Source organism: Ruegeria profundi, assembly GCF_049800715.1.
GTDB lineage: Bacteria > Pseudomonadota > Alphaproteobacteria > Rhodobacterales > Rhodobacteraceae > Ruegeria > Ruegeria profundi_A.
Map to the genome: position 1 here is coordinate 538,019 of NZ_JBNAFO010000001.1, position 11,862 is coordinate 549,880.

General features: G+C 57.2%; 11 protein-coding genes. 7 read left to right on the forward strand and 4 right to left on the reverse strand.

What is annotated here, in order from left to right; all coding sequences use genetic code 11:
* The first annotated feature begins 15 nt into the window (after positions 1–15).
* Positions 16–717 carry a LuxR family transcriptional regulator gene (locus ACP15L_RS02710; RefSeq protein WP_170374044.1) on the forward strand — a complete coding sequence of 234 codons (702 nt, stop codon included), beginning with the start codon at positions 16–18 and terminating at the stop codon, positions 715–717.
* A gap of 107 nt (positions 718–824) precedes the next feature.
* Positions 825–1,679, forward strand: coding sequence for an acyl-homoserine-lactone synthase (locus ACP15L_RS02715; protein WP_425083022.1), 855 nt, complete (start codon positions 825–827; stop codon positions 1,677–1,679).
* A gap of 94 nt (positions 1,680–1,773) precedes the next feature.
* Here ACP15L_RS02715 and tig read toward each other — a convergent pair whose 3' ends face one another.
* The 3 genes from tig to ACP15L_RS02730 form a co-directional block, all read right to left on the reverse strand.
* A complete protein-coding gene (gene tig / locus ACP15L_RS02720) occupies positions 1,774–3,105 on the reverse strand; it encodes a trigger factor (protein ID WP_170666493.1) in 1,332 nt (443 codons plus the stop codon).
* Between the two features lie 184 nt (positions 3,106–3,289).
* Positions 3,290–4,414, reverse strand: a complete 1,125-nt coding sequence (locus ACP15L_RS02725; RefSeq protein ID WP_425083023.1) for a porin — start codon at positions 4,412–4,414, stop codon at positions 3,290–3,292.
* Between the two features lie 308 nt (positions 4,415–4,722).
* On the reverse strand, positions 4,723–6,366 hold the full coding sequence (locus ACP15L_RS02730; protein ID WP_425083024.1) for an NAD(P)H-hydrate dehydratase: 1,644 nt from the start codon (positions 6,364–6,366) through the stop codon (positions 4,723–4,725).
* A gap of 169 nt (positions 6,367–6,535) precedes the next feature.
* Between ACP15L_RS02730 and ACP15L_RS02735 the strand changes: the two genes are divergently transcribed.
* From ACP15L_RS02735 to ACP15L_RS02755, 5 genes are all read left to right on the forward strand, one after another.
* Positions 6,536–6,874, forward strand: a complete 339-nt coding sequence (locus tag ACP15L_RS02735) for a P-II family nitrogen regulator (protein ID WP_170325301.1) — start codon at positions 6,536–6,538, stop codon at positions 6,872–6,874.
* 33 nt (positions 6,875–6,907) lie between these two features.
* Positions 6,908–8,314, forward strand: a complete 1,407-nt coding sequence (gene glnA, locus ACP15L_RS02740) for a type I glutamate--ammonia ligase (protein ID WP_170374049.1) — start codon at positions 6,908–6,910, stop codon at positions 8,312–8,314.
* 103 nt (positions 8,315–8,417) lie between these two features.
* Entirely contained in the window at positions 8,418–9,062 is a 645-nt protein-coding gene (locus tag ACP15L_RS02745; RefSeq protein WP_425083025.1) for an MSMEG_1061 family FMN-dependent PPOX-type flavoprotein, read from the forward strand.
* Between the two features lie 63 nt (positions 9,063–9,125).
* Positions 9,126–9,917, forward strand: coding sequence for a lytic murein transglycosylase (locus ACP15L_RS02750; protein ID WP_425083026.1), 792 nt, complete (start codon positions 9,126–9,128; stop codon positions 9,915–9,917).
* Between the two features lie 199 nt (positions 9,918–10,116).
* A complete protein-coding gene (locus ACP15L_RS02755) occupies positions 10,117–11,013 on the forward strand; it encodes a hypothetical protein (RefSeq protein ID WP_170747494.1) in 897 nt (298 codons plus the stop codon).
* 36 nt (positions 11,014–11,049) lie between these two features.
* Here ACP15L_RS02755 and ACP15L_RS02760 read toward each other — a convergent pair whose 3' ends face one another.
* A complete protein-coding gene (locus ACP15L_RS02760) occupies positions 11,050–11,793 on the reverse strand; it encodes a heme-dependent oxidative N-demethylase family protein (protein ID WP_425083027.1) in 744 nt (247 codons plus the stop codon).
* Positions 11,794–11,862: the final 69 nt, after the last annotated feature.

The window sequence follows — 11,862 nt, forward strand, 5'->3', positions numbered from 1 at the left end:
GGTCGTAGGCGAAAGATGGAGATCGTTGATCTGAGCACTCTGCCGGACTCAGAAACTCGGTACACCGAGTTTCTGAAGCAGGTGTGCGAAAAACACGATATGGATCACGCCGCCTACGCTGGGATGAACCCCGCTGCGGGCAAAGTTGCTGGCTTTGTGACCTACGATGATGCATGGAACGAGCATTATCAGAAACAAGGTCTAGTCATGATTGACCCGACTCTTCACATGGCAAAACGCAGTATTGCCCCCGTTGATTGGAGCCGCTTAGAACGCAGCCCTGACTTCCAACGCGTTTTCCGCGACGCACATGATTTTGGCTTGTCTAATCAAGGTGTTACCATACCCGTCCGCGGCCCCTACGGAGACATCGGTTTTCTAAGTGCGACGCGGGATTGCTCCAAGGAAGAATGGCGCAAGCTATATACCCATGTGATCAGCGATCTGCAGTCCATGGCCGTGCATATCCACGACAACGTCGTGACCTCGGATGAGCTAACAGGTGCGCTTTATCACCCGAACCTCTCGACCCGCGAGGCCGAGATCCTGCAATGGGTCGCGGCAGGGAAATCACAGCAGGATATCGGCGACATCCTGTCGATCTCGCACCGCACGGTTGAGGTTCATCTGCGCTCCAGCCGCGAAAAACTCAGCGCTTTGACGACGCCACAGGCCGTTGGGCGGGCGATTGCGATCGGGCTTATCACCCCGGGATAAACACAAAAATCACACAATTCGGCCAAAATACGGGAAACCCCCAATAGAAATCTCCCTTCAAACAGGTAACGATCGGTTTACCGAACAACCACTCGAAGGGGGAAACCATGATCATCGTAGTAGATGGGCTGAACAGACACCAATTCAGCGACGTTCTTGACGAAATGTTTGAACTGCGCGCGCGCGTTTTCGGCGAGCGCTTGGGTTGGGACGTCAAAATCGAAGACGGCAAAGAGATTGATGAATTCGATCATCTGGATCCTGCATACGTAATCGGACTCGACGACGGGGGGAATGTCGTCGCAGCCGTGCGTGCCCTGCAGACTACCGGACCGCACATGTTGTCGGACGTGTTCTCGGCCATTCTGGATGGTGAACCTCCGATCCGCAGCGCGACCATGTGGGAATCCACCCGCTTCTGCGTCGACACCCAAAGGCTGAACCGCGGCAAAGATAAGAACTCGGTCTCTTATGCAACGTGTGAACTGATGATTGGCTCGCTGGAATATGCGAAGAATGCCGGTATTCAGGACATTATCACCGTAATTGATCCTATCATGGATCGGGTGCTGAAGCGCTCAAACTGCGCGCCGTACGACTATGTGGGTAAAACCGTGCCGATGGGCAAAGTCTCGGCCCTTGCCGCCCTTCTGGATTGCACCGATGAACGTATCGACGCCATTCGGGACTTTGCAGGCATCAAAACCGATGTCTTCCTGGAAGAAGACAAGGCTCTCGAGCTGTTCAACAGCAAGAAGCAGGTTGAACAGAACCCTGCAAATCGCGACCACAAGCCGCTCACAGAGCTTGAGAAATACTTTGTGGAGCAGATGAACGCAGCACGGACCGAGGCCGAACGGCAAGATGTTCTGAGGCTGATCGAGACGCTCTCCAACACCTTCACGCCAGAGCAGAAGACCGCTCTGCTACATACCCCCCGTGCTTTTGCTCATGAGGCCTGACCCCCTCACCTCATAGTACAAAGCCACCCTAGCGGAGTCGCCCTGATCAGGCGACTCCGCTTCTATTTTGGCGCCCCAAAAGGGGGGAAGAGGATTATTCCTCTTCCAGTGCCTCAACGGCTTTTTGCAGGTCGTCCTTGCTGACTTCTTTGTCAGACACCTGAGCCAGTTCGAACACGTAGTCGACGACCTTGTCTTCGAAGATCGGCGCGCGCAGCTGCTGCTGCATCTGTGCGTTCTGCTGAACGAACTCAAAGAACTGACGCTCTTGCCCCGGGTACTGACGCGCCTGGTTCATGATCGCTTGGGTCATCTCGGCGTCGGTGACTTCAACCTCGGCCTTCTGACCCAGCTCGGCCAGCAGCAGACCCAGACGCACGCGGCGTTCAGCCAGTTTGTTGTGCTCATCCGAAGGCTCGATCTCGCCGTGGTCGTGGCCTTCCACATCCGGGTTTTCCTCGTGGAACAGCTGGTGTGCGATTTGCTTGGCTTCGGCTTCAACCAGCGACGGAGGCAGGTCGAACGACACTTTGGTGTCCAGCGCGTCGAGCAGACCACGCTTCATGACAGCGCGTGCAGCACCGGCATATTCGGCTTCCAGACGCTCAGAGATCTGGGCCTTCAGGGCTTCCAGATCCTCGGCACCGAATTTGGTTGCCAGTTCGTCGTTGATCTCGGCTGCAACCGGCTCTTTCACTTCTTTGATGGTGCAGGTGAAGACAGCGTCTTTACCGGCCAGATGCTCGGCGCCGTATTCCTCGGGGAAGGTGACGTTGACGTCTTTTTCTTCCTCGGCTTTCACGCCAACCAGTTGCTCTTCGAAACCGGGGATGAAGCTGTTCGAGCCCAGAACGAGCGGGTAGTCCTCGGCCGAGCCACCTTCGAATTCTTCGCCATCAACCTTGCCGACAAAGTCGAATACGATCTGGTCGCCGTCCTTGGCTTTCGAACCCTTGCGGCGCGCTTTGAAGTCCTGCGCGGTTTCGGCCAGGTTATTCAGCGCTTCTTCGACGGCTGCGTCGTCCGCTTTAACGACCAGCTTTTCCAGCTCAACCGATTTTAGGTCAACTTCCGGGATTTCAGGCAACGCCTCGTAGGACATCGCGACCTCGACATCGTCGCCTTCTTTCCAGTCCTCGTTGGTCATCTTGACCTCGGGCTGCAGCGCAGGGCGGTCGCCGCTGTCTTCAAAGTGCTTGTTCATCGCACCGTCGATGGTTTCCTGCATGGCTTCGCCTAGCAGACGCTGGCCAAACTGCTTTTTCAGCAGCGCCATCGGCACTTTGCCTTTGCGGAAACCCTTCATCTCGACTTCGGGCTGCGCTTCGGTCAGCTTCTCGTTGACCTTGTCGTCCAGCTCGGCTGCGGTCACAACGATGTTGTAGCCGCGTTTCAGACCTTCGTTCAGCGTCTCGGTAACCTGCATTATGGTAGTCCCCATAGGATTCGGGGCGCGCAAAACGGCGCGCCGGGCAAATTTGACGCCTTCTATTTGCCCAGCCGCCCACGTGCAAGGGGGCAATGCCCGGATCACCCCGGTTTTACCGTCTTCAACAGCAAAAAAACGCCCCAGCTGGAACCGGAGCGTTTTGTGAAACATCTATCGCTGATCAGAACTGCCAGCGCGCGCCCAAGACCCAGGCTTCGTTCTTGTCGAACGACGTCCCATCTTCGAAATCGTGGTTGCGGTATTTCAGGTATGCATCCGTGTTGATCGAGTCGATCCGCTGCACGACAGCAATACCCCATGCTTTGGTGTCCGACCCATCGTTGTTGAAGTCTGAGCCATCGTAGTAGTCGATGCCCACACCGGTTTTACCCCAGGCCACCCAGTCGCCCTCGTATGCTATTTTTGCGTACCAGAAGCTTGGGTCCGATGCGCCACTTGCGGTGTCGTCCCGCGACCCCGCAGCAGCGGTAAAGCTGAACCCGCTGGGCAGCAGAACCGAGGCAGACCCTATGGTATCCTTGCGCTCACCTGACACATTGTCGAAGTCTCGCACGGCATAGGCCACGCTGGCAGCAAACTCGACGCCACCGGCAAAGGTGTTGTTGTACGCGATCGCAAAGTCATAATACGTGTCATCGTCGCTGCTGGAGAGCGCGTTTTCACCATAGGCGATAGCCGCACTGAACCCGTTGAAGTCAGGCGTATCGTAGCGCACGCGCGTCCGGCGGCCACCGTCAAAGTTGCTGCTGGAGTCACCGACCGTAATGTCGCTGAGTACCCCATCGGTTCCGCGATAGAAGAAGCCCGAGTTTTCATCGTTGGTGAACGAATAGAGGGCCGTTCCAACATAAGACAGGTCCGTCTCAGCCGCCCCGTCCGAAGCCATGCTGCCCTGCCCCGCCGAGAACTTGCCGTAGCCGCCCTTCAGCGCGAAATCCACGTGACGGATATCTTCCCGCGTCCAACCGCTGAAATCCGTACCCAGCTGGTTCCATTCGCTCGAGTTTGGCAGCCCTAGTCCGGTTTCGAGCCGAAATGTAAACTCGTTGTCGCCGTAGGGCTGCATAAGGCGCAAGCCGACACGGCTGTTGGACAGGTCGTTGTCCAGCAAACGTGTCTCGGTGTCTTGTCCGTCGTCAACTGAGATCAGCGCCGGGTTGAACTGCCCGTAGAGCTCTACATATCCGCCGCTATTGTTTTCGTATTTCAGCTCAGCCGCAGCTGGAATGGCCGTGGTCGCCGCCAAAAGCGCCGCAACAGACGAGGTTTTCAGGTTAAGGGTCATGTCACTCACCTTGAAAGGGTTTGTTATTAGGTCTTGCTCACATGCTCACCACACCGAGCCGTTCCAATGGGGCGCGCCCTACGCCGAAAGAAGGTGACGAATCCGCAACAGAGTATCTTGGTGCAATCAAGATAAGTTGTTTTAATTCAATCATCTAACTGCCTTCCCGCAAAAACAACGGGCTGCCCCCAAGAAAAATCCGACAGCTTCTCATGAGCGCAGCAAATAGCCGCTATGCGCACAGGGAAATTCCTGTAACGAACGCGCGATCAGATGTGACTTTCGCACCCCGGTCGCGCAAGACGCACTTACATATTCATACACTTAAAAACATCAGGCAAGACCTCAGGCAGGTCTTCAGCGATTAATCCGGCACCGAAGCGGCGCGCGCATTCCACATGAAGCCATACCGCCGTCTTCGCCGCACCCATCGTGTCGAACCCCCGAGCCAATAATCCGGTGATGAAACCGGCCAACACATCCCCGGACCCTGCCGTCGCCAGCCAAGGGGCCGCGCGCTCATACTGCGCCGAGTGAACCGAACACCGCCCGTCCGGGGCGGCGATCACCGTATCTGGCCCTTTGAACAGCACGACACAGCCGGCGCGCTTTGCAGTCTCACGCGCTGCATCGACCTTGGAGAACGCTGGACCTCGGGTCGGAGGGGCCGAGAGCTTCTCGGCAATATCAGGAAACAGCCGCGCAAACTCGCCGCCGTGAGGCGTCAGAACACACGCCTCATGTAGCTGAGCAAACAAGGCCGAAGGGTCTTCGGAAAATGCCGTTAGCGCGTCCGCGTCCAACACCGTCGCGCGCTTCGCCGCGAGGGCAACAGGTACCAGATCCGCCGCCCGCTCAACACCCATTCCAGGACCAAGACACACAGCGTTAAGTCGATGATCCGTCAGAATGTCGCGCAGGTCATCGCCCCCTTCGACCCGCTTCATCATTAGGGCCGTGATCTGAGAGGCCACCTCCATCTGCGCTGAGGGCGGAACACCCAATGTCACCAACCCTGCCCCAATCCGTAACGCCCCCCGCCCCGAAAGCCGCGCAGCTCCGGTTTTTCCAAACCCACCCGTCAGAATCAAAGCATGCCCATTCGCGTATTTGTGGCCTGGCGCTCCCTTCCCTAACTCCTCGCCAGACGGCTGCTGAACCGCCGTCACCACCTCGGACGCGCTCGGCTCACCCTTAAGCCCGATATCCTTGACGACCAGCTTCCCGCAATAGGACGCCCCATCCTCCAGCACATGCCCAAGTTTGCGCGAATGAAACGTGACCGTCAGGGCCGAGCGGGCACAGCGCCGGCCATGTGCCGGAAACGCACCCCCCAAAACCTTTCCTGAGTCTGAACAAAGCCCCGAGGGCAGATCAATCGCAACCGTCCGCGGCGGCACGATTTCTGTACCGCGCCCCTGCCGCCGCAAAGCCCAGACATCTGCTGCATCATCATGCGACCAAAGGCGTTCCCAAAGCGCAGCATCGTCGATTGGCCGCGCCAACCCTGTCCCAAACAGCGCATCAATCGACACATCCGGATGGCGCAAGTCCTCATCCCCCAAATCCGCAGCCGCGCGTGTTGTTCCACCCCACCGCTCATAATTCGTCCGCGCGTCCTCAGGCAGTTTTGACGGGTCGCCAAACAAGACCACCTCAACCGCCCACCCCCGTTGTCGAAGCAGCCGCGCCACCACAAACCCGTCGCCCCCATTGTTCCCAGGCCCGCACAGCACCATGGCTCGCAAGGGATCCCCTTTATCTGGCCTTAAATATCCCGGGGAGCTCGAGGGGCTGGCCCCTCGATCCCTCAGCTCTGGCCATTCCTCGAAGATCGCGTCCACAACGCCCTGACCCGCGCGCTCCATCAGCTCCAGCCCGGTCACCTCGCCCGAGTCGATGGCCGCCCGTTCCAGCGCACCCATCTGCGCAGCCGTCAGCAAATCAACCATCTCAATTCCTCACGCGATTCAATTTCGATTACTTTTTGTGCAAACCGATCAAAATTTGACCATGCGCCTTTTTTCAATGCACCAGATCACGCCGAAGCGCGCAATCGGATTGCTGCATCCCTTTAGACGTGATCACTGCACCTCAGACAACCATGCAAGGTGAGCCGGAATGAAAAAGATCGAAGCGATCATCAAGCCGTTCAAACTGGACGAAGTGAAAGAGGCACTGCAGGACGTTGGTGTCCAGGGTCTCAGCGTGATCGAAGTCAAAGGCTTTGGCCGCCAGAAGGGTCACACCGAGCTGTATCGCGGCGCGGAATATGTCGTCGACTTTCTGCCCAAAGTAAAAGTTGAGGTCGTATTGGACGACGATCAGGTTGACGCCGCGATCGAAGCCATCGTCTCGGCCGCGAAAACCGACAAGATCGGTGACGGCAAGATCTTTGTCTCGCCTGTCGAGCAAGCCATTCGCATTCGTACCGGCGAGACCGGTTCGGAAGCCCTGTAACACACCCATCTTCAACTCAGAGGAAACAAGAGAATGAGCAAGGACGCAGTTCTTCAGCTGATCAAGGAAGAAGGCGCAGAGTACGTCGACATCCGGTTCACCGACCCGCGCGGCAAGCTTCAGCACGTAACCATCATGGCCGACCAAGTCGATGAAGACTTTCTGGAAGAAGGCTTCATGTTCGACGGTTCGTCCATTGCGGGCTGGAAGTCGATCGAAGCATCGGACATGAAACTGATGCCTGACACCGAAAGCGCCTATGTCGACCCGTTCTATGCGGAAAAGACCATCTGCTTGCACTGCTCGATTGTTGAGCCCGACACCGGCGAAGCCTATGAGCGTGACCCGCGCGGCACCGCTCAGAAAGCTGAAGCTTACCTGAAATCCTCGGGCATCGGTGATGTAGCCTACATGGGCCCAGAAGCCGAATTCTTCCTGTTCGACGACGTCCGTTTCTCTAACAGTATCAACAAGGTATCCTACGAAGTTGATGCAACCGACGCGTCGTGGAACACCGACACCGAGTACGAGATGGGCAACATGGGCCATCGTCCGGGCGTCAAGGGCGGCTACTTCCCCGTGAACCCAGTTGACGAAGCACAAGACCTGCGTTCGGAAATGCTGTCGACCATGAAGCGTCTGGGCATGAAAGTCGACAAGCACCACCACGAGGTTGCGTCCTGTCAGCACGAACTGGGCCTGATCTTTGACAGCCTGACCAAGCAAGCTGACGAGCTGCAGAAGTACAAATACGTCATCCACAACGTTGCGCACGCCTATGGCAAATCGGCCACTTTCATGCCGAAGCCGATCGCAGGTGACAACGGCACCGGCATGCACGTGAACATGTCGATCTGGAAAGACGGCAAGCCCCTGTTCGCTGGCGACAAATACGCCGACCTGTCGGACGAAGCGCTGTACTTCATCGGCGGTGTTCTGAAGCACGCGAAGACTCTGAACGCCTTCACCAACCCGTCGACCAACAGCTACAAGCGACTGATCCCGGGCTTCGAAGCACCTGTTCTGCGCGCCTACTCGGCCCGTAACCGTTCGGGTTGTGTCCGTATTCCGTGGACCGAAAGCCCGAAAGCCAAGCGCGTCGAGGCTCGCTTCCCTGACCCAGCTGCGAACCCCTACCTGGCGTTTGCTGCACTGCTTATGGCTGGTCTGGACGGCATCAAGAACAAGATCGATCCGGGCGAAGCCATGGACAAGAACCTGTACGATCTGCCTGCTGAAGAACTGGCCGACATCCCGACCGTTTGCGGCTCGCTGCGTGAGGCTCTGGAAGCTCTGGCATCCGATCACGACTTCCTGCTGCAGGGCGACGTGTTCACCAAAGACCAGATCGACGGCTACATCGCACTGAAGATGGAAGAGGTCGAAACCTACGAGCACACACCGCACCCGGTAGAATACGGCATGTACTACAGCTGCTAAGCCGGTTGCAGACCTACCATTCCAAGGGCGTCCATTCGGGCGCCCTTGTTTCGTTTGGCGTGATCTTTCAAACTGACAGTCAAAACAGGTTGGGAGAGAGCGCATGTCACCCGATGACCCGTTCGCGCAATTCACCGAATATGTGACCTCGGCGGAACAGCTGGAACGCATCACCGGTGCGCCATTGCCTCAAATCATCGCAAAGGAACTGTCGGCTCTGGATCAGATGTGCCGGGACTTCATCGATAGGTCCACATTCTGCCTGATCGCATCAGCCAACACGGACGGGTATCTCGATATCTCGCCGCGTGGCGATCCCGAAGGCTTCGTGCATGTCATCTCGGACAAGTTGCTCGCCATCCCCGATCGCCCCGGCAACAAGCGCGTCGATACCTTTCACAACGTTCTGAAGGACCCACGCGTTAGTGTGATCTTCTTCGTCCCCGGCAAGATGGAGACGCTGCGCCTTCGCGGTATGGCGCGTATCTGTGCCGATGAAACGCTCTTGAGGACCATGGCCATCAAAGGCAAAGCGCCCAAGCTGGCGCTGACGGTCCATGTCGAAACCGCTTTTGCCCACTGCCCCAAATGCGTCATCCGCTCCAACCTCTGGCAGCCGGAGAACTGGCCTGACTCCTCAGGCCTGCCGAATATGAACGCGATGATGGTCAAACACGCCAAGATCGACAGAACGCCTGATGAATGGTTCGAAGACCTCAAACAAGCAGGCGAGTTGGACCTGTATTAAACCCTTTGCGAAGCAAGGGCTGGCGTTTAGCCTTGGTGCAGATTGTATGAAGGAATTGACCTGATGTTGCGCATTCTAACCCTGACGCTCGCCCTGTCTGCACCGACGCTTGGTCTCGCGGCCCCCTGTGGGAACACCAGTGCCGGGTTCGAGGCCTGGAAAGTTGATTTCGCAAAGCAGGCCAAGAAATCCGGGGTGAAGAAGAAGGGTCTTCAAGCCCTCGCGCAGACGCAATATGCGACCGGAACCATTGCCGCAGATCGCAACCAGAAAAGCTTCAAATACTCGCTGGACAAATTCATGCGCGTGCGCGGTGCCGATACCATCGTAGCGCAGGGACGCAAAAGGAAGGCCAGAAACCCGGAATTCTACGCCGCGTTAGAACGTCAATATGGAGTTCCCGCCGGGGTACTGATCGCCATCCACGGTATGGAAACCGGCTTTGGGGGTTTTATGGGCGACAGTCAGGTTGTGTCAGCAATAACCACTCTGGCCTATGATTGTCGCCGATCCGAGTTCTTTATTCCCCATGCAATTGGGGCACTGAAGCTGGTCGATCAGGGTAGTATCACCATGGCGACAAAAGGGGCAAAACATGGCGAGTTGGGCCACACTCAGTTTCTGCCCGGCAACGCGCTGACCTACGGTGTCGACGCCACAGGGGACCGGCGTGTGGACTTCTACAACATGACGGATGCGCTGGCCTCAACCGCCAATTTCCTGCGCAAGAAAGGCTGGAAACCCGGTCGCGGCTACCAGCCAGGGCAGCCAAATTTCAAGGTTATCCAACAGTGGAACGCCGCCTCGGTCTACCAGCAATCTATCGCGATAATGGCTGCCCGAATCGATGGATAGCCCGGCCGCGATCCCGCCGCGCACCCCTCACAGTTCAGCCACAATATCGCCATAGTTGCACGGAAAAAGCCTCAATCGCTTGGTTTCCAAAGCGTAGTCAATCCATCTGAATTTCGATTTTTTTGTAATTTCGTCAAATTCTGCCCCACATCGCGCTTTAGAATGATGCCAAAGACGACTTGCGGCAAAGGAATGCGCAGTGACCAAAAAGCACAGCTATCATGGCGGCTTGCAGTTTGCAGGCGACACCGACGGCGCGGTCGAGCGTTTCGGAACTATTGTCGCCGCAACTCTGGAAGATTACGGCCACCTCGTTGAGCGCAAGGCCCTGCTGAGCAACACAGAGGCCAGCATCGTCTGCAGCCAGTATCTCGTGCGATTGACGCTCGAGACCGAGGAGCTGCAGCCCGACGACCGGCATGAGCGTCTGGACCGTGCTGCCGGCCTCAAGACCCTGGTCAGGCCGTCTGCATCGCGTCCTCGCAACCGTTTGGTTATCAACATCTCCCCAGTGTCCCCCTTGCTGGATGATTCCGAAATCTCGGAGTTGATGCTGGTGGTTATCTTGTATCGCATGGTCGACATCTGCTCATCCCAGCGGGTGGAGTGGCTGTCGCCTCATACGGTTCTGACAGTCGAGCAGTTCATGAGCGCCTTTGACACGCTCGCACCGACCAAACCCAGAAATCGCAAACAGATCTTTCAGTCGGTCAGCGGACAGTTTGCAGGGTTGAACTATCCGGAACCCGAAGAGTCCGAGATTGCCAAACCTGCCCCCCGCCCCATCCAACTGACCGATGAGCAATTGCTGAGCATCGCCTTTCGCACCGAAGATGACCCGGTGGCGCAGGCAACGCCTGATCCGCAAGAGGACACGTCCGACCGCCCTAGCGACGCCCTACGGCTGAGCAGCTGGTGCCTGACGGGTGTCGTCGCCAGCATGTCGGCTCCGATTGCTGTGTCGATGGCCGCAGTCAACCTGATCCGGGGCGAGGATTTCCGCCTGAACACTCAGGTTCTGGTCTTTACCTTTGCCATCGTTGCGCTGAACGCCAGCAACGCCTTTGCCGATGTCGCCACCGCGCTCGGCATGTAACCCAAATACCGAAGACCCTCCTTGGAGGCCCCGCCATCAGGCGGGGTTTTCCATTTCTGGAACCTGGTTTGCGGCCAGAACGTATGTATGGATCGAAAACACCACAGCGCGCGTTTCCGGCAGGCGTAGAAGTGTCTGGCGTTCACTACGCAAAAATGGCGCGCGACCAGAATCGCGGATTTCACGCCGATCGCTGGCGCTTCGGGGTTGGTGCAGCTCGGGATCGTCATACCATAGGGCATTGAACCGCCAAAGCGGTCGCCCCGGTTGTATCCCGTCAAACAGACGCTGCACGCGACGGGCAATATTGTCATCATAGCTGTCCACGGGCACATGAATTCCAACCAAGGGCCGCATGAACTTTTCACGCAAGAGCCAACTGGCCGGAAAGCACAAGACCGCACCGGTCAGAACATGCTCATCCCCGTGCTTCTGGAGGATGCAGAAATCCTCTTGCACCAGATTGCACAGCGTATCCAACGGGTTTGCAAAATCAATCGGCACACGCACGCCATCCGGGCGCAATGCGCAGTCAGTCGCCTCTGGGTAGGTTTGACGTAGAACAAGCTGCATCAACTCCTGCGCGGCTGGCTCCGCCTCGGGGCACAGGGCCAGAACATCGTCCCGCTGGTTTTTCAACAGGGCTGCACGGTGCACCATCTGCGCGGCGAAGGCATCGTCCTGATGCAACCATTCCGCCATATCGGTGGGCTGAATGCCTGGCAACGCGCGGGTTTGGCTCGGATCGTATGGGATACTGGACTGTAAAATGGCAACCATGCCATCCACTTATCATCAGCCTGACCGACTGTCGGTAAAAAAGCGACCAAGAATCCGTCGTATTCTTCT